This is a genomic window from Variovorax ureilyticus, from assembly GCF_050632185.1.
Taxonomy (GTDB): domain Bacteria; phylum Pseudomonadota; class Gammaproteobacteria; order Burkholderiales; family Burkholderiaceae_C; genus Variovorax; species Variovorax ureilyticus_A.
In genome coordinates, this window is record NZ_CP192579.1 from 4402880 (window position 1) to 4425346 (window position 22467).

Annotated in this window: 22 protein-coding genes and 2 pseudogenes; 11 read left to right on the forward strand and 13 right to left on the reverse strand. The window is 65.7% G+C overall.

The genetic code is table 11. The features are described 5' to 3' along the window. Nucleotides 1-63 precede the first annotated feature (63 nt). Together phaP and ACQ858_RS21840 are read left to right on the forward strand one after the other, a co-directional pair. Entirely contained in the window at nucleotides 64-555 is a 492-nt protein-coding gene (phaP, locus tag ACQ858_RS21835; RefSeq protein ID WP_431274613.1) for a TIGR01841 family phasin, read from the forward strand. A 130-nt stretch (nucleotides 556-685) separates the two neighbouring features. Next, a complete protein-coding gene (locus ACQ858_RS21840) occupies nucleotides 686-931 on the forward strand; it encodes a hypothetical protein (protein WP_431274614.1) in 246 nt (81 codons plus the stop codon). A gap of 6 nt (nucleotides 932-937) precedes the next feature. Here the strand turns inward: ACQ858_RS21840 and ACQ858_RS21845 are convergent, their stop codons facing one another. Beyond that, on the reverse strand, nucleotides 938-1264 hold the full coding sequence (locus ACQ858_RS21845; protein WP_431274615.1) for a hypothetical protein: 327 nt from the start codon (nucleotides 1262-1264) through the stop codon (nucleotides 938-940). Further along, complete coding sequence (locus ACQ858_RS21850; RefSeq protein ID WP_431274616.1) at nucleotides 1261-1848, reverse strand: cob(I)yrinic acid a,c-diamide adenosyltransferase; 588 nt, start codon at nucleotides 1846-1848, stop codon at nucleotides 1261-1263. Before ACQ858_RS21850 ends, ACQ858_RS21845 begins: the two co-directional genes overlap by 4 nt. A 66-nt stretch (nucleotides 1849-1914) precedes the next feature. On the opposite strand from ACQ858_RS21850, the gene ACQ858_RS21855 reads away from it, so the two are divergent. Continuing rightward, nucleotides 1915-3339: an FAD-binding oxidoreductase gene (locus tag ACQ858_RS21855; RefSeq protein WP_431274617.1), complete on the forward strand. Its 1425-nt coding sequence runs from the start codon at nucleotides 1915-1917 to the stop codon at nucleotides 3337-3339. 114 nt (nucleotides 3340-3453) lie between these two features. On the opposite strand, the gene ACQ858_RS21860 is transcribed toward ACQ858_RS21855, so the two are convergent. The 6 genes and pseudogenes from ACQ858_RS21860 to mnmG all read right to left on the reverse strand — a co-directional run bounded on the left by ACQ858_RS21860 (nucleotide 3454) and on the right by mnmG (nucleotide 9110). Then, nucleotides 3454-4395: a ParB/RepB/Spo0J family partition protein gene (locus tag ACQ858_RS21860; RefSeq protein WP_431276920.1), complete on the reverse strand. Its 942-nt coding sequence runs from the start codon at nucleotides 4393-4395 to the stop codon at nucleotides 3454-3456. A gap of 5 nt (nucleotides 4396-4400) precedes the next feature. Further along, nucleotides 4401-4943, reverse strand: coding sequence for an RBBP9/YdeN family alpha/beta hydrolase (locus ACQ858_RS21865; RefSeq protein ID WP_431276921.1), 543 nt, complete (start codon nucleotides 4941-4943; stop codon nucleotides 4401-4403). 31 nt (nucleotides 4944-4974) lie between these two features. Continuing rightward, a complete protein-coding gene (locus tag ACQ858_RS21870) occupies nucleotides 4975-5844 on the reverse strand; it encodes a ParA family protein (RefSeq protein ID WP_431274618.1) in 870 nt (289 codons plus the stop codon). Nucleotides 5845-5854: 10 nt separating this feature from the next. After that, entirely contained in the window at nucleotides 5855-6469 is a 615-nt protein-coding gene (locus ACQ858_RS21875; RefSeq protein WP_431274619.1) for a LysE family transporter, read from the reverse strand. Between the two features lie 60 nt (nucleotides 6470-6529). After that, nucleotides 6530-7167: pseudogene (gene rsmG / locus ACQ858_RS21880) on the reverse strand (16S rRNA (guanine(527)-N(7))-methyltransferase RsmG). Beyond that, nucleotides 7164-9110 (reverse strand): tRNA uridine-5-carboxymethylaminomethyl(34) synthesis enzyme MnmG, encoded by a 1947-nt coding sequence (mnmG, locus tag ACQ858_RS21885; RefSeq protein ID WP_431274620.1) that lies wholly within the window; start codon nucleotides 9108-9110, stop codon nucleotides 7164-7166. Before mnmG ends, rsmG begins: the two are co-directional and overlap by 4 nt. Here mnmG and ACQ858_RS21890 point away from each other — a divergent pair. The 3 genes from ACQ858_RS21890 (at nucleotide 9063) to ACQ858_RS21900 (ending at nucleotide 11209) form a co-directional block, all read left to right on the forward strand. Beyond that, nucleotides 9063-9353, forward strand: a complete 291-nt coding sequence (locus ACQ858_RS21890) for a hypothetical protein (RefSeq protein WP_431274621.1) — start codon at nucleotides 9063-9065, stop codon at nucleotides 9351-9353. The two genes, mnmG and ACQ858_RS21890, sit on opposite strands and share 48 nt — an antisense overlap. Continuing rightward, on the forward strand, nucleotides 9350-9958 hold the full coding sequence (gstA, locus tag ACQ858_RS21895) for a glutathione transferase GstA (RefSeq protein WP_431274622.1): 609 nt from the start codon (nucleotides 9350-9352) through the stop codon (nucleotides 9956-9958). Before ACQ858_RS21890 ends, gstA begins: the two co-directional genes overlap by 4 nt. A 147-nt stretch (nucleotides 9959-10105) precedes the next feature. Then, nucleotides 10106-11209 carry an alkene reductase gene (locus ACQ858_RS21900; protein ID WP_431274623.1) on the forward strand — a complete coding sequence of 368 codons (1104 nt, stop codon included), beginning with the start codon at nucleotides 10106-10108 and terminating at the stop codon, nucleotides 11207-11209. 24 nt (nucleotides 11210-11233) lie between these two features. On the opposite strand, the gene ACQ858_RS21905 is transcribed toward ACQ858_RS21900, so the two are convergent. From ACQ858_RS21905 to ACQ858_RS21915, 3 genes and pseudogenes are all read right to left on the reverse strand, one after another. Then, entirely contained in the window at nucleotides 11234-11728 is a 495-nt protein-coding gene (locus ACQ858_RS21905; RefSeq protein WP_431274624.1) for a sensor histidine kinase, read from the reverse strand. Then, nucleotides 11647-12603: a sensor histidine kinase N-terminal domain-containing protein gene (locus ACQ858_RS21910; RefSeq protein ID WP_431274625.1), complete on the reverse strand. Its 957-nt coding sequence runs from the start codon at nucleotides 12601-12603 to the stop codon at nucleotides 11647-11649. The genes ACQ858_RS21905 and ACQ858_RS21910 overlap by 82 nt, the downstream gene beginning before the upstream one ends. Beyond that, a pseudogene (locus tag ACQ858_RS21915) lies at nucleotides 12600-13290 on the reverse strand (response regulator transcription factor). The gene ACQ858_RS21910 and the pseudogene ACQ858_RS21915 overlap by 4 nt, the downstream one beginning before the upstream one ends. Nucleotides 13291-13727: 437 nt before the next feature. Here ACQ858_RS21915 and ACQ858_RS21920 point away from each other — a divergent pair. The 4 genes from ACQ858_RS21920 (at nucleotide 13728) to creC (ending at nucleotide 17013) form a co-directional block, all read left to right on the forward strand. Further along, nucleotides 13728-13922 (forward strand): heavy-metal-associated domain-containing protein, encoded by a 195-nt coding sequence (locus tag ACQ858_RS21920; protein WP_088952214.1) that lies wholly within the window; start codon nucleotides 13728-13730, stop codon nucleotides 13920-13922. Between the two features lie 114 nt (nucleotides 13923-14036). Then, on the forward strand, nucleotides 14037-14804 hold the full coding sequence (locus ACQ858_RS21925; RefSeq protein WP_431274626.1) for a TIGR04325 family methyltransferase: 768 nt from the start codon (nucleotides 14037-14039) through the stop codon (nucleotides 14802-14804). A 31-nt stretch (nucleotides 14805-14835) separates the two neighbouring features. Continuing rightward, nucleotides 14836-15570: a two-component system response regulator CreB gene (gene creB, locus ACQ858_RS21930; protein ID WP_431274627.1), complete on the forward strand. Its 735-nt coding sequence runs from the start codon at nucleotides 14836-14838 to the stop codon at nucleotides 15568-15570. Between the two features lie 3 nt (nucleotides 15571-15573). Next, nucleotides 15574-17013 (forward strand): two-component system sensor histidine kinase CreC, encoded by a 1440-nt coding sequence (gene creC, locus ACQ858_RS21935; RefSeq protein WP_431274628.1) that lies wholly within the window; start codon nucleotides 15574-15576, stop codon nucleotides 17011-17013. Here the strand turns inward: creC and ACQ858_RS21940 are convergent. Then, nucleotides 17007-17612: a hypothetical protein gene (locus tag ACQ858_RS21940; RefSeq protein ID WP_431274629.1), complete on the reverse strand. Its 606-nt coding sequence runs from the start codon at nucleotides 17610-17612 to the stop codon at nucleotides 17007-17009. The genes creC and ACQ858_RS21940 overlap by 7 nt on opposite strands. Nucleotides 17613-17690: 78 nt before the next feature. Beyond that, nucleotides 17691-20072: a penicillin-binding protein 1A gene (locus ACQ858_RS21945; protein WP_431274630.1), complete on the reverse strand. Its 2382-nt coding sequence runs from the start codon at nucleotides 20070-20072 to the stop codon at nucleotides 17691-17693. Nucleotides 20073-20393: 321 nt separating this feature from the next. On the opposite strand from ACQ858_RS21945, the gene ACQ858_RS21950 reads away from it, so the two are divergent. Further along, the gene (locus ACQ858_RS21950) at nucleotides 20394-22463 is read left to right on the forward strand and encodes a VIT and vWA domain-containing protein (protein WP_431274631.1); all 2070 of its coding nucleotides are present in this window, start codon (nucleotides 20394-20396) and stop codon (nucleotides 22461-22463) included. Nucleotides 22464-22467: the final 4 nt, after the last annotated feature.

A 22467-nucleotide genomic window follows, 5' to 3' on the forward strand; every position in this document is an offset into this window, starting at 1 on the left:
TTCCATCGGAAGGCCCTGTGGGCGTATCGTGGCAGCCCCAACATCAACCGGAGACATCGCACCATGGCAACCAGCAGAACGAGCACCACCGCCGCGAAAAAGGCGGGCTCCACGCGCGGCAGCGCCGCCGACGACATCCAGGACGTCTTCGTCAAGCCGCTGAAGGGCATGGCCGAGCGGCTCCAGAACCTGCCCCTTGCCGGTGCGGCCGGCGCGATCGTCGAAGGCGGACGCAAGGACCTGCAGGCGCTCGTGCAAGCCAACGAGAAGTCCTACCAGGGCCTGCAGGCCGTGGTGCAGCGGCAAACGGAGATGCTCAAGACATCGATCCAGGAGTGGCAGAACACCGTCAAGGGCATGTCGACCGGTGAACCGCGCGAGAACCTCGCCAAGCTCGACGCGATGGGCAAGGCCGCCTTCAAGCAGGCGCTCGACGACATCCGCGAGCTCTCCGAGATGGCCGCCAAGTCGCAATCGGAGGCGTTCGAAGTGGTGCGCAAGCGCATCGGCGAAAACGTGGACGAGGTGAGCAAACTGCTGCGCAGCCGCAAATAGCAGGCGTTGCCGGGCGTCGGGCTCGGTGTTTGTCCTCTGCGAAAACGAGAAATACGCCCGTGACACGTCACACAAGGCGCGTACATTGCTTAGGTTCTGTTCCAGCGATCCGACGATCAAGAATCAAACCATGGCATCGATTTCTCAGACTCGCGCATCCTCGAAGGCGAACGCCGAAACCACGGAGCGTGAACGGCTGCGGCAAGCCCTGCCCGCCACGGTGGGCCATCTGCGGCAGCATCAGGCCGGCCGGATCGACGACAGCGACATCGAAGCCTACGTGAGGCTCAACTGGCTCGAATGGCACGGCGGCGGGTTGCGGCTCACGATCACGGGCCGCAACGTCTGCGCGCAGGTCGCAACCCCCGCCTCCTGAACGAGTTCAGGGCGCGTTGCCCTGCGGGCCGACCGCCGGCGGCGACGCATGGTGCGAGCCGTGCGGCAGCTTGCGCCCCAGGCTTTCGCCCCAGCGCCGCACGGGTGCGCTTGCCTTTTCGGCGGTGTTGTTGACGCCCCGGCGCGTGGCGTCGGCGCCGCGCTCGATGCCGTGGCCCGCGGCATTCGCACCGCGTTCGATGCCGCCCAGGACCTTGCTGTCGCTGGTGTTCGCGAATGCGGCCGGGGCCGGGAACAGGCCTGCGGCTGCGAGCGTGAAGCACGCGGCGGCGCGTGCAAGGACAGAAAGGCGGTTCTTGTTGCGTGAAGTCATGAGTGGGTTTCCTTCGATTCGGATTCGGCCGCACGCGCCATGCGTTCGCTCTTCCAGTAGACATCGTCGCCGCCGTCGACACGGTTGAGCACACGGGCCAGCACGAAGAGCAGGTCGCTCAAGCGGTTCAGGTAGCGGCGCAGCGTGTCGTTGATCTCTTCCACCCTGCCAAGCGCCACGACGGCGCGCTCGGCGCGGCGGGCGACGGTGCGGCACACATGCGCAAGCGACGCGCCGCGCGTGCCGGCCGGCAGGATGAATTCCGCCAGACGCGGCAACGCCGCGTTGTGGTCCGCGAGCGCGTTGTCGAGCTGCAGCAGTGCCTCGGGCTTGAGCAATGTGTACCCCGGCATCGACAGCTCGCCGCCGAGGTTGAACAACTGGTGCTGCACGTCGACGAGCAGCTCGCGCACTGCGCCCGGCATCGGCTCGCACAGCAGCACGCCGACGTTGGAGTTGAGCTCGTCCACGTCGCCCATGGCCTGCACGCGCAGGTGGTCCTTGGGCACGCGGGTGTTGTCGCCGAGGCCGGTGGTGCCGTCGTCGCCGGTGCGTGTCGCGATCTGGGTAAGGCGGTTGCCCATGGAATGTCCCTGTCTTCTTTCAGGAGTGCGGTTCGTAGAATGTTAGACGCCTTCAGGAGTCCGCCGATGAACGCCCCCACCGCACTGTCCCACCTGACGCCCGAGATCGCGCTGCGCGAGGTGCCCGATGCACTGATCGACGCCCTGAAGGCCCGCTTCGGCGATCAATGTTCGACGGCCATGGCGGTGCGCACCCAGCACGGCCGTGACGAATCCTCCTTCGAAGCGCCGCCGCCTGCTGCCGTCGTGTTTGCCGAGACCACGCAGGACGTGGCCGACGCGGTGAAGCTGGCGAGCACCTACAACGTGCCCGTGATTCCCTTCGGCGTGGGCTCCTCGCTCGAAGGCCACCTGCTGGCGGTGCAGGGCGGCATCAGCATCGATGTGAGCCGCATGAACCGCGTGCTCTCCGTCAACGCCGACGATCTGACGGTGACGGTGCAGCCCGGCGTCACGCGCAAGCAGCTCAACGAGGAAATCAAGAGCACGGGCCTGTTCTTCCCGATCGACCCGGGCGCCGATGCCTCGATCGGCGGCATGTCCGCCACGCGCGCAAGCGGCACGAACGCGGTGCGCTACGGCACGATGCGCGAGAACGTGCTGTCGCTCGAAGTGGTGACTGCGAGCGGCGAAATCATCCGCACCGGTACGCGCGCCAAGAAGTCTTCCGCCGGCTACGACCTCACGCGCCTGTTCGTCGGCAGCGAAGGCACGCTGGGTGTGATCACCGAGATCACGCTGCGGATCTATCCGCTGCCCGAGGCGGTTTCGGCGGCGATCTGCTCGTTCCCGAGCATCGAGGCGGCCGTGCGCACCACGATCGAGACCATCCAGCTCGGCGTGCCGATCGCGCGCGTCGAACTGATCGACGTGAACACGGTGCGCATGGTCAATGCGTATTCGAAGCTCAGCCTGCGCGAAGAGCCGATGCTGCTGATGGAATTCCACGGCTCCCCCACCGGCGTGAAGGAGCAGGCCGAGACGGTGCAGGAGATCGCCAGCGGCCACGGCGGCAATGCCTTCGAGTGGGCCAGCACGCCCGAGGAGCGCACTCGCCTCTGGACTGCGCGCCACAACAGCTATTTCGCCGCGGTGCAATCGCGCCCGGGCTGCCGCGCGATCTCCACCGACACCTGCGTGCCGATCTCGCGGCTGGCCGACTGCCTGCTCGAATCGGTGGCGGAAGCCGATGCGAGCGGCATCCCCTACTTCCTCGTCGGCCACGTGGGCGACGGCAACTTCCACTTCGGCTATCTGCTGGACCCCAACGATCCGAAGGAGCGCGAGACGGCCGAGAAGCTGAACCATGCGCTCGTGGCGCGTGCGCTGTCGCTCGAAGGCACCTGCACCGGCGAGCATGGCGTGGGCCTGCACAAGATGGGCTTCCTGGTCGACGAAGCCGGCGCCGGTGCGGTGGACGTGATGCGGACAATCAAGCGCGCGCTCGATCCGAAGAACATCATGAACCCCGGAAAAATCTTCAGCCTTTAGGGCTGACCCCCAGCCTCGCCCACTTCGTGTGGCTCGGGCACCCCTTTCAGGGGGCAATCCCGGCGGCCCGGCGAAGCCGGTTCCGCGGGATTCCTGGCTTTGGCCGTCGTGGCGCTAGGCGGTTTGGCGGATGCGGTCGATCAGGCCATTGAGGGCGTCGAGCGATCCGAAGTGGATCGCGAGTTCACCGCTCTCTTCCACGCGCCCGCCACGCTTGCTGCGCTTCTTGATGCGCACCTCGACCTCGGCGGCGAGCAGGTCGGCGAGTTCTTCTTCCACGCGCAGCAGGTCGCGTGATTTCTCGGGAGTCCCACGGCGCGATGTCGGCGTCAGGCTGAACTCCGCTGCCAGCTTTTTCACCAGCGCCTCGGTTTCGCGAACCGACATCTTCTTCGCGGCAATCTGGTTTGCGGCCGTGATCTGGGTGCCTTTGTCGAGCGACAGCAACGCGCGCGCATGCCCCATGTCGATGTCGCCGGCCATGAGCATCGCTTGCGCCGGCTCGGCCAGATTCAGCAGGCGCAGCAGGTTGCTGGCGGCGCTTCGGGAACGTCCGACCGCCTGGGCAGCGGATTCGTGAGTGAGCCCAAACTCAACGACCAGTCGTTGCAAACCCTGGGCTTCTTCGAGGGGATTGAGGTCTTCGCGCTGGATGTTTTCGATGAGTGACATCGCGGCGGCGGCTTCATTGGGCACGTCGCGGACCAGCACCGGGACGCTTTCCAGACCGGCAAGCCGGGCGGCGCGGAAGCGACGCTCGCCTGCGATGATCTCGAATTCGGCGTTCTTCGCGCGTGCGGCATCGGTGTCCAGGCGGCGGACGAGGATCGGCTGCATGATCCCCTGCGCCTTGATGCTCTCGGCGAGTTCATAGAGCGCGCCCTCGTCCATCCGCGTCCGCGGCTGGTAGACGCCGGGCACCATCTGGTCGAGATTCAGCGACGTCGGGCTCGGCGGCGCCGAATCATCCGGCCCGGCGTTGTCGGGTCCGTTGAAGGTGGGGCCCAGCAGGGCTTCGAGTCCGCGGCCGAGGCCCTTGGGTTTTTTGGTCGCCATGGAGATCAGTGTTCCTTCAGGAGATCGGTCAGGAGCGCGCGGCCCTCGGGCCAATCGCCGAGGCCGGATTCGCTGTTGATGTGGCCGCATGCGCCGGCATCGATGTAGTTCGCGCCCCAGTCGCGCGCCAACTCGCGGGAGCGCTCGGCAGCACAGTAAGGGTCGTTGTCGGCCGCGATCATCAGGGCCAGGAATGGCAGCGGCTGGCGCACGATCGGGGCCCAGCCGGGAATCATCTGCCGCAGATCGTCACGCTCGAGGTCGCCGGGCGCGACCAGCAGCGCAGCCCGCACCTTGCCGGCGTTGCGGGAATGCGCCGCCCAGGCCGCGACGAGGACGCAGCCGAGACTGTGCGCCACGATAGCCACCGGCCCCGACGCGGCGATGACCTCCTCCTCCAAGCGCGCGGACCAGTCGCCGCGCAGGGGCCGCATCCAGTCATGCTGCTCGACACGGCGGTCGCCGTAGATCGCTTCCCAGCGGCTCTGCCAGTGGGCGGGGTCGCTGTTCTGCCAGCCGGGCAGCAACAGGATCTGGGGAGAAGTCATCAGCGTGGTGGGCATGGAGTGGTGGGGGTCCTCAGGGGGATTCCGGTGTCTCTTCGGGTGCATGGACCACCACCGGCGGCGGATCCATTGGCGTGGGCGCCGGGGGCGCGGAAGTATCGGAGGCCAAGGCGCTGGCGGGCGGCATCTTCCGCACGAGTTCCTCTGCAAAGGCGATGAACGCCTGGCTGCCCTTCGCTGGCGGATCGAAGACCACGCCGGGAAGGCCATAGCTCGGCGCTTCCGCGAGCCGCACATTGCGCGGAATCACGGTGTCGAACACCTTGTCGCCGAAATGCGCCTTGAGCTGCTCGCTGACCTGCTGCTGCAGCGTGATGCGCGGATCGAACATCACGCGCAGCAGGCCGATGATCTGCAGGTTCTTGTTGAGGTTGGCATGGACCTGCTTGATGGTGTTGACCAAGTCCGTCAGCCCTTCGAGCGCAAAGTACTCGCACTGCATGGGCACGATGACGCCGTGCGCCGCGCACAGGCCGTTGAGCGTCAGCAGGCTCAGGCTGGGCGGGCAATCGATGAGGATGAAGTCGTATTCGGCGCCGACCGCGGCAAGCGCGGTGCGAAGGCGCTTTTCGCGCCGGTCGAGTGCGACCATTTCGACTTCCGCGCCGGCCAGTTCGCGGTTGGCGCCGAGCACGTCGTACCCGCATTTCTCGGACGTCACCCGCACCTCGGCCACCGAAGCCGACTCGAGCAGCACGTCGTACACCGTGGTTTCGAGCTGCCGCTTGTCGATGCCGGAGCCCATGGTCGCGTTTCCCTGCGGGTCGAGATCGATCATCAGGACCCGCTGCCCCACCTTGGCCAAGCCGGCCGCCAGGTTCACGGTGGTCGTCGTCTTGCCGACCCCGCCCTTCTGGTTTGCGATACAGAAGATCTTTGCCATGGCGCGTGGCTTACCTCGAGATCGCGAGCCGGACGCCGAAGCCGATCAGGAAAATGCCGGCGATCTTGTTCAGCCAGACCGTCACACGCGGGTTCGCGCGGACACGCTCGGCCAGGAAGTGCGTCAACAGCGTAGCGGTGAGGCCGTAGAGGAAGGTCAGGAAGGCGATGGTCATTGCCATGACCGCAAAGGTCGTGAGCCCCTGATGGCGTGCCGGATCGACGAACAGCGGGAAAAACGCCATGTAGAAGACGATCGCCTTCGGATTCAGCAGCGTGATCGTCAGCGCCTGCCGGAAATACTGGCGGGGACGGATGTTGAGGATCGGCGCTGCGCCAGCCTTGGTACGGACCATCTTGAAGCCGAGCCACGCAAGATAGACCGCGCCGAGCCACTGAACCAGGTGGAAAGCGGTCGGATAGGCACTCAGCAAGGCGGCAACGCCCGCGACGGCGGCCCACATGAGCACCTGATCCCCCGAAATCACGCCGAAAGTCGCTGCCAATCCACCGCGGATGCCGCCCTTGCTCGTCGAAGTGATGAGCGCCAGGTTGCCCGGTCCGGGAATCGCGAGAAAAAGGATGATGGCTGCGACGAACGCGCCGTAGTCAGCGATGCCGAACATGCGAATTGCTCAAAAAGGGGATGCGTCGAGTCTAAGCGAGGTCGACGCGGAGCAAGCCGCTCAACCGGCAGGTTTTCGCATCCAGACGATGCAGCGCTCGGCATCCAGACCCGGGACGACCAGTTGTTCCACGTGAAACACTTCGGCCTGGGGCGGAAGCTGGGCGATTTCGTCGTTCGGCACCTTCCCTTTCATCGCCAGCCAGACGCCCTCCGGTGCCAGAAGATGGACGGACCCGAGGACGAAATCCGCCAACGACGCGAAGGCGCGCGAGCTGATGACGTCGTAGCTGCCGGTCAGTGTCTCGACTCGCGCATGCAGGCCATGCAGATTCCGCAGGGCCAATTCCGAAGCCACTTGCTGGATAAAGGCGGCTTTCTTCGCGACGGCATCGACGCAAGTAACCTGAATATCGTCCCGAAGAATCGCGATCACGACACCGGGCAATCCTGCGCCCGCGCCCACGTCGAGCAGCTTGGCCGCCCCTCCCGCTCGCGCTGAAGCGGGCCGACGGCAGCCAGGCTGTCGAGCAAATGATGGGTGAGGACGGCCGCCGGATCCCGGAGTGCCGTCAGGTTGTAGACCTTGTTCCATTTGAGGATGAGGTCTCCGTAGGCGAGGAGCCGTTCCGTCTGTTGATCGCTCAGCGCGATGCCGAGCGCCTCGGCGCCCTGGCGCAGCTGTTCCTTCTGGCTCATTCGTCGGACTGCGCTTCGGCCGCTGCCTCGCGCAGCAGCGCGCGGTGCCCGCCTTTGCGGAGATGGATCATCAGCAGCGAAATCGCCGCGGGCGTCACACCGGAGATGCGCGACGCCATGCCCAGCGTTTCGGGACGGTGCTTCGCGAGTTTCTGCCGGACTTCGATGCTCAGCGCCTTGACCCGGCTGTAGTCCAAGTCTTCCGGAAGCTTGAGGTTCTCGAAATGCGCGGCCCGCTCCACTTCGTCGTTCTGGCGGTTGATGTAGCCGGAATACTTGGCCGCGATTTCGATCTGTTCGATTTCCGTCTCGCCGAGTGCCTCGTCCGAGCGGTACCTGCCGCCATCCAGCGACATGAGCGATTCGTAGCTCACGTTGGGCCGACGCAGCAGGTCGCCGAGGTTGTATTCGTGATCGATCGCCTTGCCGAGCACCCGTTCTGACTCGGCGGCTTCCAGATTGCGCGGATTCACCCAGATCGAACGCAGCCGTTCTGTTTCACGTGAAACAAGATCGCGCTTTCGCGAGAACGCGTCCCAGCGGGCATCGTCCACCAGCCCGAGCTGGCGGCCGACCTCGGTCAGTCGCATGTCGGCGTTGTCTTCGCGAAGCTGGAGCCGGAATTCGGCCCGGCTGGTGAACATCCGGTACGGCTCGGTCACGCCCTTGGTGATGAGGTCGTCGACGAGCACGCCCAAGTAGGCCTCGTCGCGCCGGGGCAGCCAAGGCGCCTCTCCCCTGCACTGCAGCGCCGCGTTGATGCCCGCGAAAAGCCCCTGAGCCGCAGCTTCTTCGTAGCCGGTGGTGCCGTTGATCTGCCCGGCGAAGAACAAACCCCGGATCGCGCGTGTCTCGAAGTTGCTCTTGAGTTCGCGAGGGTCGAAATAGTCGTACTCGATCGCGTAGCCGGGACGCAGGATGTGGGCATTTTCCAGACCGGCCATCGAACGCACCAGTTGGTACTGAATGTCGAACGGCAGGCTGGTCGAGATCCCGTTCGGGTAGTACTCGTTGGTGGTCAGCCCCTCGGGCTCGAGGAAGATCTGATGACTTTCCTTGTCCGCGAAGCGATTGATCTTGTCCTCCACGCTCGGGCAGTACCGCGGCCCGACGCCATCGATCTTGCCGGTGAACATCGGGCTGCGGTCGAAGCCGGAACGGATGATCTCGTGCGTGCGCGCATTGGTGTGGGTCACCCAGCACGGCATCTGCTGCGGATGCATGTCCGCGCGCCCCATGAAGCTGAAAACCGGCATCGGCCCTGCCCCACCCGGCATGCCGTCGCCCGGCTGCTCGGTGCACTTCGAGAAATCGATGGTGCGACCATCGAGACGCGGCGGCGTGCCGGTCTTGAGGCGCCCTTGCGGCAGCTTGAGTTCCTTGAGACGCGCCGACAGGCTCACCGCGGGTGGATCGCCCGCCCGGCCGGCCTGGTAGTTGTCCAGCCCCACATGGATGCGGCCATCGAGGAAGGTCCCCGCGGTCAGCACGACGGTGCGGGCACGGAAAGCGATCCCCACCTGCGTCACCGCGCCGACGACGCGATCACCCTCGATCATCAAATCGTCCACCGCCTGTTGGAAAAGCGAGAGATTCGGCTGATTCTCCAGCCGGCGCCGGATCGCTGCCTTGTAGAGCACCCGGTCGGCTTGCGCGCGCGTGGCACGCACGGCCGGACCCTTGCTCGAATTCAGCACCCGGAACTGGATTCCGGCCTCGTCCGTCGCGATCGCCATCGCGCCACCCAGCGCATCGACTTCCTTGACCAGATGGCCTTTGCCGATGCCGCCGATCGACGGATTGCAACTCATCTGCCCCAGCGTCTCGATGTTGTGGGTCAGGAGCAGCGTGCGGGCGCCCATCCGGGCGGATGCGAGCGCCGCTTCGGTGCCGGCATGGCCTCCGCCGACGACGATCACATCGAATTCTTCGGGATACAGCATGAGAAGTGGGCGCACTGCCGCGTGCGCTGCGCAAAGGGGGCACTGATTTTAATCGCCGGCGGCACCACTCACCGCTTTGGGGACAAAGCCAGTGCTGTAACTGTTGCTATCTATTTGATAGCAAAAATCATGTTAGCGATAGCTCACATCACGCCGCAGTTCGCCAATGCCCTCGAACCCGCTAGCATCGGCCTCCCCTTTCCAAAAACACGGATCGACATTCCTTTGGAGGTTTTCGCATGAAGTTGTATTACTCGCCGGGCGCCTGCTCGCTGTCTCCCCACATCGCGCTGCGTGAAGCCGGGGTCGCCTTCGAACCGGTGCTCGCGAGCACCAAGAGCCACAAGCTCCAGGACGGCACCGACTACTACGGCATCAATCCGCTCGGCTACGTCCCGATGCTTGAACTCGACGACGGCACCCGCCTTCGCGAAGGCCCGGCGATCGTGCAGTACGTCGCCGACCTCGTGCCCAACAAGAATCTCGCGCCGGCCAACGGCACGCTGTCCCGCTACCGCCTGCAGGAATGGCTGACCTTCATCGGCACGGAGATCCACAAGACCTTCTCGCCGCTCTTCAACCCGAACATGCCGGAAGAAGCCAAGGCCGTCTTCAAGGCCAAGCTGCAGTCGCGCTACGAATGGCTCGACGGCCAGCTCGCTGACAAGGCGTTCCTGATGGGCGAGCACTTCACCGTCGCGGACGGCTATCTGTTCACCGTCACCAACTGGACGAAGCCGATGGGCATCGATCTTTCCAGCTTCCCGAACGTCGCCGCGTGGCACGCCCGCGTCGCCGCGCGTCCTGCGGTGCAGGAAGCGATGAAGGCGGAAGGCCTCGTCAAATAGGCACCCAGGCGGGCGTTCAATCGCCCGGTGGCCTCTGCCGCGAAGCCACCAACGCGCCCGCCTACCACCAAACGGACAACCCCGTGACAGCGGGGATGCGTTGCCGGGTTTACCCTCGCTTCGTTCTCAACAACAAGCAACGCCAACATGTCCTCCCTCTTCGATCCGATCCAGGTCGGTGACCTGCATCTGCGCAACCGCGTCGTGATGGCGCCGCTCACGCGCAACCGTTCGCCCAACGCCATTCCGCGTGACATCACCGCCACCTACTACGCGCAGCGCGCAAGCGCCGGCCTGCTGATCACCGAAGCCACCGCGATCAGCCACCAGGGCCAGGGATATGCCGACGTTCCGGGCCTCTACGGCACCGAGCAGCTCGATGCTTGGAAACATGTGACGAACGCGGTGCACGCCAAGGGCGGCAAGATCGTGGTGCAGCTCTGGCACGTCGGCCGCGTCTCTCACACCGAGCTCCAGCCCGATGGCGGCAAGCCGGTCGCGCCTTCGGCGATCGCAGCGAAGACCAAGACCGTGCTGATCAAGAACGGCGTCCCGACCTTCACCGACACCTCCGAACCCCGTGCGCTCGAAGCCGCCGAACTGCCCGGCATCGTGCACGCCTATGCGGTGGCCGCACGCAACGCGGTCGAGACGGCCGGTTTCGATGGCGTCGAGATCCACGGCGCGAACGGTTATCTGCTCGACCAGTTCCTCAAGAACGGCAGCAACAAGCGCACCGACGACTACGGCGGCAGCATCGAGAACCGCGCACGCCTTCTGCTCGAAGTGACGCGCGCCGTGGTCGATGCGGTTGGCGGCGGCAAGACCGGCATCCGTCTGTCGCCCGTGACGCCCGCCAACGACGTGTACGACGACAACCCGCAGCCGCTTTTCGACTACGTGGTTCGCCAGCTCGCGGCGCTGAACCTCGCCTACATCCACATCATCGAGGGCGCGACCGGCGGCCCGCGCGAAATCGCCGACCGGCCTTTCGACTACGAAGCGCTCAAGGCCGCCTATCGCCGGGCTGGCGGCAAAGGCGCATGGATGGTGAACAACGGCTACGACAAGCCGCTCGCCGAGAAGGCGTTGAAGGAAGGCGACGACCTCGTCGCCTTCGGCAGGCCCTTCATTTCGAACCCCGACCTCGTGCACAGGCTGCGCGAGAGCGCACCCCTCAACCCGTGGGACAACAAGACGTTCTACGGCGGCGGCGAAGCGGGCTACACCGACTATCCCGCGCTGGCCTGACGCGCCGGCACGGGGCGCGTCGCGTCAGTCGGGCCCGAACGCCAGGCTGACGCGCAACCCGCCTTCTTCAGACACCTTCGCGAAGCTGAGCTCGGCACCGAGCAGCTTCGCGTAGCGCGCCACGATCGCCGTGCCGAGTCCGGCGCCTTCGCCGAGCTTCTGGCCCTCCGGCCCCTGCGTCCATCGCTCCATCAGATCGCGCTGGGCCGCATCGGGAATGCCCGGGCCATCGTCGATCACGCTCAGGGTCCTGCCATCCAGTTCGATGGTGATCGTACGTCCGCCGTAACGCAGCGCGTTGTCGATCAGGTTGTCGAGCGTGCCCTCAACCAGCGCCATGCTCGCCTGCACCGTGACCGGCTCGTCGATGCCCTTCGCGCCCAGGTCCACACCCTTGGCGTCGGCGCGCGCCAGATGGCGCAGCACCGCCTGTCGAATCAGCTCGTCGAGCCGCACCGCCTGCTGCTGCAAGCCCGTCCGCCTCTCGTTGGCCAGCGCCAGCGCCAGCAACTGGTCCACCAGATGGCTGGCACGCGCCTGGCTGGTCGCGATCTGCTGCAGCTGCTCGCGCCACACGGCCGGATTCGCTGCGCGAGCCCATACTCCGCGAGCGCACGGATGCCTGCGAGGGGCGTGCGCAATTCATGCGCCACGTTGCCGGCGAACTCGCGCTGCGCCGACGCACTCTGCGCCAGCCTTTCGAGCAGTGCATTGAGCGTATCGCCCAATTGCTCCAGCTCGCGCGAGCTTCTTGCGACCGGCACCGGCTTCAGGTCGCTCGCATTGCGCTTCTCCAGCGTCTGCCGCAACTCACCGAGCGGACGAAGCTCGCGCCGGATGTGACGCAACAGCCAGGCCGCAAGCAATGCCAGCAACACGATCTGCGGCGCGATCGAGTAGGCAAGCAGCCTTTCGATCAGGACGCTTCGCGCCGTGGTGGTCTGCGCCACCACCACGCTGTAGGCATCGGGGCCCTCATGATTCATCACCACCGCCCGCAACGGCTGACCACCATAGCTCACCTGCGAGAAACGATGCCGCGCACCTTCTTCCGGCAGCGGCGCCAGCAGCCCCTGATTGCCGGCAAGCAATGATCCATCGGGCCGCAGCACCGAAAAATATACCTGCTCGTCCTGGTCGAAGAGCATGTTCGTGACTTCGCGCGGCGACAGCTGCAGCTCGATGCCTCGCTCCCCCGACCGCACGTTGGCCGATATCGCATAGGCGTCGTCGAGCAGCGCGCGATCGAAAGCCTGCCGCGTGAAATAGCTCGCGAGATAGAGCGCCACCGCCGTGCCGAGAAACCAGGTCAGCGCCAGTGGTAACAGCACGCCGCGCAGCACGCGCGTCGTCAGCGACGGCGCGGCCGGTCTCCGCGGCGGGGTCAGCGTCACACTTCGGCTTCCAGCAGATAGCCGATGCCGCGCAAGGTCCGGATCGCCGCGCCGCTGCCGACAAGCTTCTTGCGCAGGCGCGATATGAAGGCTTCGAGCGCGTTGTCGCCCAACGAGTCGTCGAAGCTCGAGAGCTTGTCCGACAGCTCGCGCTTGCTGATGGTGCGGCCCGGTGGGCTCATCAGCTCCCACAGCACCTCGAACTCGCGTGCAGGCAGATCGAGCGGGACGTTGCCGACACCGAAGCGCCGGGCGCGGCGGTCCAGCCGCAGGCGGCCCAGGGTCGAGATGTCCTCCGTCCCTTGGGCGCGACGCACCAGCGCGCGAAGACGCGCTTCCACTTCCCGCGAGATCGAAGGGCTTGCCGAGATAGTCGTCGGCGCCCGCATCGAGGCCGGCGATGCGTTCCTCGGTGCGGTCGCGGGCCGTCAATATCAGGACCGGCGTGCGGTCACCGCGCTGGCGCGCATGCCTCAATGCGGTCAGGCCGCTCGCGAGCCCGCTGGTCGGGCTCGGCGTCGCCGGCAGATTCAAGTCCAGAAGCACCGCGTCGAACGTCTGCACCCGCCAGAGGTGCTCCGCTTCTTCCACGCTCGCCGCCACATCGACGCGGTGCCCCGCGTCACCGAGGCTGCGCAGCATCACGCCGCGCAACACGGCGTCGTCTTCAACCAGGAGGATTCGCATAGCTCGAGCAGCAAGAGAAAGGTAAGGGGTTGTGTTTGTACAGCATGCGCAGCATCGCACGACCGATTTCACACCGTGTACACGCAATCTCTGGCGACTGTCAAAGCACAACCCTGGGGACAGTTTCGGCACAAGCGACAGGTTGTCCACAGGCTGATCGCCCTTTCACGAGTTGTTCCAGTTCGCGAAACGCCACGGAAGCGCAGCTGCGCACAGCGAACGGGAAACTGCAAGTCGCTGTCACCAAAGGAAAAAATTGATATATCCACAGCTGCACGCGACCTTTATCTACTACTACTAATCAGAATAAGAGAAATAGGAGAGGAATAGGAACAGCCGTCGATTTCCGCGCCCCGGCGCCCCGCGCTGGACATTGCGACCGTGAGAAGGTTCAAACTTGGGGTTTTCGTCATCCAGTTGGAAAAGGAGCCACTCCAATGAGCCAGAAATTCCAGGTCACCGGCATGAGCTGCGGGCATTGCGCCAATCTGGTGCAGAACGCGGTACAGACCATCGATCCCAAGGCACAGGTCACGGTCGACCTGGAGACGGGTCACGTGGACGTCGTCAGCGAACATCCACGCGCGGACATCATCGTGGCCATCGAAAACGCCGGATACAAGGCGCAGTAGCAACAGGATTTCCGTTCAGGAGGGCCCGGAAGCATCGGAAAACCAATTGCCTGTTGAATACTTTATGTTTCAACGTGCAAAATGTGTCGTTTGCGCTGACATCAACGAGGTGCCATGCTTTCCAGCCTTCTGCCTTCCTCGGTTCGCGAATCCGGCTACCGCCGCAAATTCCTCGAAAACCGGGACGAGAACCTGTTCATGGGCTCTTTCGAGAGCTTCGCGGATGCCGAAGCCCATGTGCCGGCCGGCAAGACGGTCGGCTATGACACGCCCGAGGCGGCCAACCTCTACAGCCACCAGATCTACTTCTACGACTACCCCGCCCTCTTCTGGCTGGGTCGCTCCCTGGACAGCGGTCTGCGGACGGTGTTCGACCTGGGCGGGCACATCGGCATCAAGTACTACGCATTCCGTCGCGTGCTCAACTACCCGCCGGACCTGCACTGGACGGTTTGCGACGTGCCGGGCGTGATCAAGGCCGGCGCCGAAGTCGCAGCGCAGCGACAGGTCGCCGGCCAGCTCGGTTTCACCACCGATGTCCACGACGCGAGCGGCTGCGACATCCTGTATGCCTCCGGCAGCCTGCAATACCTGCCGCAGCACTTCTCGGAGATCCTGGCCGAGCTGTCGGTGAAGCCCAAGCGCATCATCGTCAACACCGCGGCGGTGCATCCCGAGAAGACGATCTACACGCTCAACAGCATCGGGGTGGCGGTGTGTCCCTATCGCATCGAGCACCACGACCGGCTTTTTGCCGATCTGACCCAGGCGGGCTACGTGCGCCGCGATGCCCGGCGCAACGAGGGCAAGCCGATCGAGGTGCCCTTCGTCGAAGGCGGCGACAAGCCCTACTACGCCGGATGCTGCTTCGACCTGGCCTGAGCCCGCGCGACGGCGGGCTACCATCCGGGCCATGCTTTTCAACCCCCGGATCCTGATCGCCGAGGACGAATCCGGCATTGCCGACACCCTGCAGTACGTGCTGCGCACCGATGGCTTCGTACCGGTGTGGTGTCCGACGGCGCAGGAGGCGATCGCGCAGTTCACCGCCGAGCCGCCCGCACTGGCGATCCTCGACATCGGGTTGCCGGACATGAGCGGCTTCGAGCTGTTCAAGCGGCTGCAGGCGCTGCCGGGCGGCGCGCAGGTGCCGATGCTCTTCCTCACGGCGCGTAGCGACGAGATCGATCGCGTGGTGGGTCTGGAGCTCGGCGCGGACGACTACGTGGCCAAGCCCTTCTCTCCGCGCGAGCTCGTGGCGCGCGTGCGGACCATCCTGCGGCGCAGCGGCCGCAATGGGCAGAGCGCGCCAACAGTCGCGCCAGCATCGGCGCCCTCGCCCGCCGTCCCCTTCGCGGTCGACAGCGAGCGCATGCAGATCCGCTACTACGGCCACCTGCTCGAACTCTCGCGCTACGAATACGGACTGCTGCGGCTCTTGGTGCAGCGCCCCGGCCGCGTCTTCACGCGCGACGAGCTGCTGCGTCAGGTGTGGGACGAATCCAGCGAGAGCTTCGACCGCACCGTGGATGCGCACATCAAGACGCTGCGCGCCAAGCTCAAGGCGATCGCGCCGAACATCGAGGCGATCCGTACCCTGCGCGGCACCGGCTATGCGCTGAACGAAGAGTTGCCGCCGGGCGTGTGACAGGTGACGCAGAGGACCCGCATCTTCATCGGCATCCTGCTGATCTACACGGTCGGTATTGCCTTCCTGCTTTACCGGGTGGTGGCGGACATCGATCCGCGCTATCGCGAGTCGGCAGAGGAATCGCTGGTGGAGACCTCGCAGCTGATGGCGAGCCTCGTTGAGCAGGACGTGATCGCGGGCGCGATCAACGTCTCGCGGCTCGACCCGCTGTTCCGCTCGGTCTATGCGCGGCAGTTCTCCGCGCAGATCTACAACCTGCACAAGAACCGCGTCGAGCTGCGCATGTACGTGACCGATCGCATGGGGCGCGTGCTCTTCGATTCGCTGGGCCGCAGCGCCGGCGCGGATTTCTCGCAACGCACCGACGTGAGCCGGTCATTGGCCGGTGTGTACGGCGCGCGCACCTCGCGCGACATCGCGGGCGATCCGCTGACCTCGGTGATGTACGTCGGGGCGCCGATCCGCTGGGGCAACGAGATTGTCGGCGTGGTCACCGTCGGCAAGCCGGTGCGCAGCTTCGGGCAGTTCGTCGAGGACGCGCGCGCCCGCACGCTCTGGGTCGGCGTCGGCTCGGCCTTCGCGCTGCTGGTGCTCGCGATCATCGTGTCGATCTGGCTCGTGCGGCCGTTCGGGCTCATCTCGGACTACGTCGGCTGGCTGCGCAGCCAGCGCAGCCTGAGCCTGTCGCGCATGGTGCGGCGCGCGGCGGACACGCTGCGCGGCGGCCTGCGCGAGATGCGCGATGCGCTGACCGGCCGCAACTACGTCGCCGACTACGTGCAGACCTTCACGCACGAGGTGAAGAGCCCGCTCTCCGCGATTCGCGGCGCGGCCGAGCTGATTCAGGAACCCTCGATGCCGCAGGCCGAGCGCGAACGCTTCCTCGCCAACATCGCACGCGAGACGCAGCGCATCCAGGAGATCGTCGATCGCATGATGGAGCTCACCGCGCTGGAGACGCGGCGTGCGCTCGAACGCAGCGAGCCGGTCGCGCTGGGGCTGCTCCTGCGCGACATCGGCGCGGGCGCGCAGGCCGCGGCGTCGAAGCGCGATGTGCGCATCAACGTGGCGATCCACAACGAAGCGCGCGTGGAAGGCGATCCCTTCCTGCTGCGCCGCGCGATCAGCAACCTGCTCGACAACGCGATCGACTTCTCACCGGACGGCGCCGAAGTGCTGCTGGCGCTCGAGGCCGAGGGACGCCGGGCGCGCATCACCGTGCGCGATCGCGGCAAGGGCATCCCCGACTTCGCGAAGGACAAGGTGTTCGAGAAGTTCTATTCGCTTGCCCGCCCGCACAGCCAGAAGAAGAGCACCGGGCTCGGGCTGGCCTTCGTGAAGGAAATCGCGACGCTGCACCGGGGCCGCGTCGAACTCGTCAACGCGCCGCGCGGCGGCGCGCAGGCCACGCTCACGCTGCCGCTGCTGGCGCCTCACTGACCGGTCAGTTCCAGGTAGGCGCTGCGCGTTCCGGGGCTCACCGCGTCGATGAGCTGCTGATAGGCGGTCTTGTGACGCGCGAGCATGCGCGCCGAAGCCACCGCCTTCGACTTGCAGAACCAGTGGCAGGTGTGCTGCATCAGGAACAGCTCGGCGGACATCATGTAAGCCTTGGCCTTGTGCGTGCGGTGGGCGTCGTTCCGCATCACCTCCGCGATCCCGTGCGCGTGGATCGCGAAAGCGCGGCGCACATCGAAGGTCGCGGCCGGCAGGAACCGGCCTGCGAAAGGAATCGCGATGGGCAAGGTGCTCACGCGCGCTTCCCTTTGATCCACTCGTGAGAACTCGGCGGCGAAGTTGCTGAACTGCGTCGAGAGCTTGCGCTCGGTGTCGTCGAGCAAGGCCCAGATCTGCGTGCGCCGTTCCGGATCGTCTTCGCCGAGGCAGCGCAGATAACCCTCGGTGAGGTTCTCCATCAGCTTCTCGATCTGGTAGTTGCCGAGGTGGCTGCCGAGCAGCGCGATGCGGCGGCGCTGGTCCGCCGACTTGAGGATGGAGGCGCCGACGAGGATCAGCGTCGCCAGGATCAGTAATTCCATGGCCAGATGTGAGAAAGGGGATGTGGAGTGTAGATAGCTCCGCATCCCCCTTCGTGTATTTCGCGGCCTGGCGCCGGCCTATCGGAAGAAGTCGAGGATGCGGCTGCGCTCCTCGGGAGCCGGCGGCGCTCCGACCGGTGCGCCGGCAAGCGCTTCGGCCGACGTCGGTGCCTGCGTATCGACGCCGAGGCTCGCGACGCCGTGGCCGGGCCCGAACTCGTCGAAGTACCACTCGCCATCGAGGTTGATGAGCCCGCCGGGTGCACGCGGCTCGGACACCGGCACGCCCTTGAGGGCCGTCTGCATGAAGCCGATCCAGATCGGCAGGCTCAGGCTTCCGCCTGTTTCACCCCGTACGCCGAGCTGGCGCGGCGTGTCGTAGCCGATCCATGCGATGCCGACCATCGAAGGCTGGAAGCCCGCGAACCAGGTGTCGAACGAATCGTTGGTCGTGCCGGTCTTGCCGAAGAGGTCATTGCGGCGCAGCGCCTGGCCGGCCTTGGCAGCCGTGCCGCCCTTCACGACGCTCTGCAGCAGCGAACCCATGACGAAGGCATTGCGCTCGGGGATCGCGCGCCGGCTCTCGTCGAGCACCGGCGCCTCGGTTTCGAGCAGGACCTTGTCCTTCATGTCGGTGACGCGCGTGACGAGGTACGGATTGACGCGATAGCCGCCGTTGGCGAACACCGAGTAGGCAGCCGCCATCTGCATCGGCGTGACCGAGCCGGCGCCGAGTGCCATCGGCAGGTTGGCCGGCTGCTTGTCGCGGTCGAAGCCGAAGCGGGTGACCCAGTCCTGGGCGTAGTCGACGCCGATGGACTGCAGCACGCGGATGGTGACCATGTTCTTCGACTGCTGCAGCGCGCGCCGCAGCGTGATCGGGCCGTCGTAGGTGCCGTCGTAGTTCTTCGGCTCCCAGGCCTGCCCACCGGCACCGGCTTCGAAGTAGAGCGGCGCGTCGTTGACCACGGTGCTCGGCGCGAAGCCTTTCTCCAGCGCGGCGGAATAGATGAACGGCTTGAAGCTCGATCCGGGCTGACGCCAGGCCTGCGTGACGTGGTTGAATTTGCTGCGTCCGAAGTCGAAGCCGCCCACGAGTGCCTTGACCGCTCCGCTCTTCGGGTCCATCGCGACGAATGCGCCTTCGACCTCCGGCACCTGCGTGATTTCCCAGCCGCCCTTGGCCATCTTCGCGACGCGGATCACCGCGCCGCGCCGAATCTGGATCGCGGCTGGCGCCTTGGCAGCGAGGCCCGATTGCACGGGACGCAGGCCTTCGCCGCTGATCTGCAGCACTTCGCCGTTCGCGCGCACCGCGGTGACTTCCTTGGGGCTGGCTGCGAGCACGACGGCGGCCACCAGGTCGCCGTTGTCGGGGTGGTCGGCGAGCGCGTCGTCCACCGCATCGTCGAGTTGCTTCGGATCGTCGGGCAGATCGGCGAAGGCTTCGGGGCCGCGATAGGGCTGGCGGCGCTCGTAGTCCAGGATGCCACGACGCAGCGAACGATAGGCCGCCGCCTGGTCGGCCGAATCGAGCGAGGTGTAGACCTTGAGGCCGCTGGTGTAGATGCTGTCGCCGTACTGCGCATGCATCATCTGCCGCACGGTCTCGGCCACGTATTCGGCATGCAGACGGTCGGGGTCGGCGGCATCGCGCAGATGCAGTTCCTCGTGCTTGGCCTGCTCGGCCTGCTCCGCAGTGATGAAGCCGGTCTCCTGCATGCGGTCGATCACATAGAGCTGCCGCGCGCGTGCGCGGCGCGGATTGGCCACGGGGTTGTTGGTGCCCGGTGCCTTCGGCAGGCCCGCCAGCATCGCGGCCTCGGCGATCGTGACCTTCTGCAGCGGCTTGCCGAAGTAGGTCTCGGCGGCGGCCGCGAAGCCGTAGGCGCGATTGCCGAGGTAGATCTGGTTCAGGTAGATCTCGAGGATCTGGTCCTTGGTGAGCTGGCGTTCGAGCTGCATCGACAGCAGGATCTCGTAGGCCTTGCGGCTCAAGGTCCGTTCGGAGCTCAGGTAGACGTTCCGCGCCACCTGCATCGTGATCGTGGAGGCGCCCTGCTGCCGGCCGCCGCGCAGGCTCGAGAAGGCCGCGCGCACGAATCCCTTGTAGTCCACGCCGCCGTGGTCGTAGAAGCGCGCGTCCTCGACCGCGAGCACCGCGTCCTTCATGACTTTCGGGATGTCGGCGAAAGGCGTGAGATTGCGGCGCTCCTCACCGAATTCGCCGATCAGGCTGCCGTCGGCCGCGAACACGCGCAGGGGCAGCTTGGGGCGGTAATCGGAGAGGTCGGAGACGCTCGGCAGCTTCGGATAGATCACGGCGACCGCGGTTGCCGCGCCGATCATCACGACGAGGGCACCCGCCGCGATCGCGGCGCCGCCCCAGATGGCAATGCGGCGCAGCCGGCTCGGAGGAGCGGAGCTCGATTGCTCGCTGGAAGAAGAAGGTTTCGACATGTAGGTGAGGGCCGACGCGGGGATGTTCGGAATACTCTTTTACAGAGTCATACATTTGCTATCAGTCGGATAGCGTCGACGGCCGGAATAGGAGCAACTGCGCATTTTCCAGTTCCCGGGCCGGAATTCAAAAGGGATGGCGCCCTAATGCTGACCGCCGTGGCAGAAGTCCGTGTGAAGTCCCTGTGGGACCGACTTCACACGGACTTCACACAACACCCTGCGGCTTCAAACAGGCTTCCAACTGTCTTCGTGGTCGCCCGCGACATTGCTCCCGTGCAACGTCGCACGGCACCCATCGAGGGACAAAGGACCCACGTCATGGAAGCTTCCATACCCCGCCCCGGCCGCTGGCTCTGGCTCGGCACGCTTTGCCTCGCCACCGCCTGCTTCGCGCTGCTGCTCGCCCGTCCTGTGCATGCGCAGGAGGAGGCGCAGGGCCCGCGCCCGAAGACCGAGAGCCCGTACTTCTTCGTGAAGAGCGACGATCCTGAAGTCGATCGCCTGCCGCTCAAGGGCACTGAGGTCGACGTGAAGATCTCCGGCGTGATCGCGGACGTGACCGTCACGCAGACCTATCGCAACGAAGGCAGGCGCGCGATCGAGGCGCGGTATGTGTTCCCCGGCTCCACGAAAGCGGCTGTGAGCGGACTCAATGTGCGCCTGGCCGATCGCCTCATCACCGCGCAGATTCGCGAGAAGGCGCAGGCGCGCATCGAATACGACAACGCGAAGAAGGAAGGCAGGACCGCCGCGCTGCTCGAGCAGCATCTGCCCAATGTGTTCCAGATGAATGTCGCGAACATCCTGCCCGGCGACGACGTGAAGGTCGAACTGCGCTACACCGAGCTGCTCGTGCCGCAGGGCGGGAACTACCAGTTCGTCTTCCCGACGGTGGTGGGGCCGCGCTACAACAGCCCGCAATCGGAGAACGCGCAGGCGCGATGGGTCGCGCAACCCATCCTGCGCGCAGGCGTCGGGCCGGAAACGAGCTTCAAGCTCAAGGTCGCACTGGACACGCCGTTGGGTATCAAGGAAGTGCGCTCGCTCACGCACGAGATCGAAGTGCAACGGCGCGATGCCGATGAGCATGCCGACATCACGCTTGCGCGCGACGCTGGTCCGGCCGACAACCGCGACTTCGTGCTCGACTGGCGGCTGGCGGGCGAGCGCATCGAATCGGGCCTGATGCTCTACGAAGGCCATGGAGAGAGCGCCGAGAACTTCTTCCTCGCCATGGTCGAGCCACCGAAGTCGGTGCCCGCGAATGTCATCTCGCCGCGCGACTACATCTTCGTGGTCGACATCTCGGGCTCGATGCACGGTTTTCCGCTGGACACTGCGAAGGCCACTCTGGAGCGGCTCATCGGCGGACTGAGGCCGAGCGACAGCTTCAACGTGCTACTGTTCTCGGGCAGCAACCGCATGCTCTCGCCGCACTCGGTGCCCGCCACGCGCGCCAATATCGAGCAGGCACTCGCCACTCTCCGCAATTACGGCGGCAGCGGAAGCACGGAGCTGATCCCCGCCTTGAGGCGCGCTTATGCCGAACCCAAGGCCGATGACGTGTCGCGCACCATCGTGGTCGTGACCGACGGCTACGTCACGGTCGAGCGCGAAGCCTTCGAACTGGTGCGCAAGAACCTCTCCAAGGCCAATCTCTTTGCCTTCGGCATCGGCTCGTCGGTCAACCGGCATCTGATGGAGGGCCTGGCGCGCGCCGGCATGGGCGAGCCTTTCATCGTCACCGACCCGGTGCAGGCGCCCGAGCAGGCAGCGCGCTTCCGCCGCATGATCGAATCGCCGGTGCTCACCAGCGTGAAGGCGCGCTTCGAAGGGCTGGATGTGTACGACGTCGAACCCATGGCGCTGCCCGACGTGCTCGGCGAGCGTCCGGTGATCGTGTTCGGCAAGTGGCGCGGCCAACCCAAGGGCCGCGTGATCATCGAGGGCCGCAGCGCCAACGGTCCGTACCACCAGGAACTGCAGGTCGATCCGCATGCGCGCAAAGACGCTGCCGCGCTGCGCAGCCTGTGGGCGCGGCATCGCATCGCGAGCCTCGGCGACCAGGAAGCGCTGGAAGGCGGCGACGGCTATCGCAAGCGCATCACCGACCTCGGCTTGCGCTACAGCCTGCTCACGCAATACACCAGCTTCATCGCGGTGGACAAGGTGGTGCGCAACGTTGCGCCGCAAGACAGCGTCGGCGTCGACCAGCCGGTGCCGCTGCCCAAGGGCGTGAGCGAATTCGCGGTCGGCCAGAGCTTCGGCGCCGAGGTACCGAGCACGCCCGAACCCGAAACACTCGGTGCGATCGCGGTGGTCGTCTCGATGCTCGCGATGCTGCGCCGCCGTGCGCGCCGCCACGATGCGCGCCGGTTCACGGCCTGAAGGA

Excerpts from the sequence above, each read along its gene's own strand:
- ACQ858_RS21860 (WP_431276920.1), bottom strand. The coding sequence starts at position 4,395 with ATGGCGACCAAAAAACCCAAGGGCCTCGGCCGCGGACTCGAAGCCCTG.
- ACQ858_RS21875 (WP_431274619.1), bottom strand. The coding sequence starts at position 6,469 with ATGTTCGGCATCGCTGACTACGGCGCGTTCGTCGCAGCCATCATCCTT.
- creB (WP_431274627.1), top strand. The coding sequence starts at position 14,836 with ATGCTTTTCAACCCCCGGATCCTGATCGCCGAGGACGAATCCGGCATT.
- ACQ858_RS21940 (WP_431274629.1), bottom strand. The coding sequence starts at position 17,612 with ATGGAATTACTGATCCTGGCGACGCTGATCCTCGTCGGCGCCTCCATC.
- gstA (WP_431274622.1), top strand. The coding sequence starts at position 9,350 with ATGAAGTTGTATTACTCGCCGGGCGCCTGCTCGCTGTCTCCCCACATC.
- ACQ858_RS21855 (WP_431274617.1), top strand. The coding sequence starts at position 1,915 with ATGAACGCCCCCACCGCACTGTCCCACCTGACGCCCGAGATCGCGCTG.
- ACQ858_RS21840 (WP_431274614.1), top strand. The coding sequence starts at position 686 with ATGGCATCGATTTCTCAGACTCGCGCATCCTCGAAGGCGAACGCCGAA.
- ACQ858_RS21845 (WP_431274615.1), bottom strand. The coding sequence starts at position 1,264 with ATGACTTCACGCAACAAGAACCGCCTTTCTGTCCTTGCACGCGCCGCC.
- ACQ858_RS21870 (WP_431274618.1), bottom strand. The coding sequence starts at position 5,844 with ATGGCAAAGATCTTCTGTATCGCAAACCAGAAGGGCGGGGTCGGCAAG.
- ACQ858_RS21865 (WP_431276921.1), bottom strand. The coding sequence starts at position 4,943 with ATGACTTCTCCCCAGATCCTGTTGCTGCCCGGCTGGCAGAACAGCGAC.
- mnmG (WP_431274620.1), bottom strand. The coding sequence starts at position 9,110 with ATGCTGTATCCCGAAGAATTCGATGTGATCGTCGTCGGCGGAGGCCAT.
- ACQ858_RS21945 (WP_431274630.1), bottom strand. The coding sequence starts at position 20,072 with ATGTCGAAACCTTCTTCTTCCAGCGAGCAATCGAGCTCCGCTCCTCCG.
- ACQ858_RS21850 (WP_431274616.1), bottom strand. The coding sequence starts at position 1,848 with ATGGGCAACCGCCTTACCCAGATCGCGACACGCACCGGCGACGACGGC.
- ACQ858_RS21950 (WP_431274631.1), top strand. The coding sequence starts at position 20,394 with ATGGAAGCTTCCATACCCCGCCCCGGCCGCTGGCTCTGGCTCGGCACG.
- ACQ858_RS21900 (WP_431274623.1), top strand. The coding sequence starts at position 10,106 with ATGTCCTCCCTCTTCGATCCGATCCAGGTCGGTGACCTGCATCTGCGC.
- ACQ858_RS21920 (WP_088952214.1), top strand. The coding sequence starts at position 13,728 with ATGAGCCAGAAATTCCAGGTCACCGGCATGAGCTGCGGGCATTGCGCC.
- ACQ858_RS21890 (WP_431274621.1), top strand. The coding sequence starts at position 9,063 with ATGGCCTCCGCCGACGACGATCACATCGAATTCTTCGGGATACAGCAT.
- phaP (WP_431274613.1), top strand. The coding sequence starts at position 64 with ATGGCAACCAGCAGAACGAGCACCACCGCCGCGAAAAAGGCGGGCTCC.
- ACQ858_RS21925 (WP_431274626.1), top strand. The coding sequence starts at position 14,037 with ATGCTTTCCAGCCTTCTGCCTTCCTCGGTTCGCGAATCCGGCTACCGC.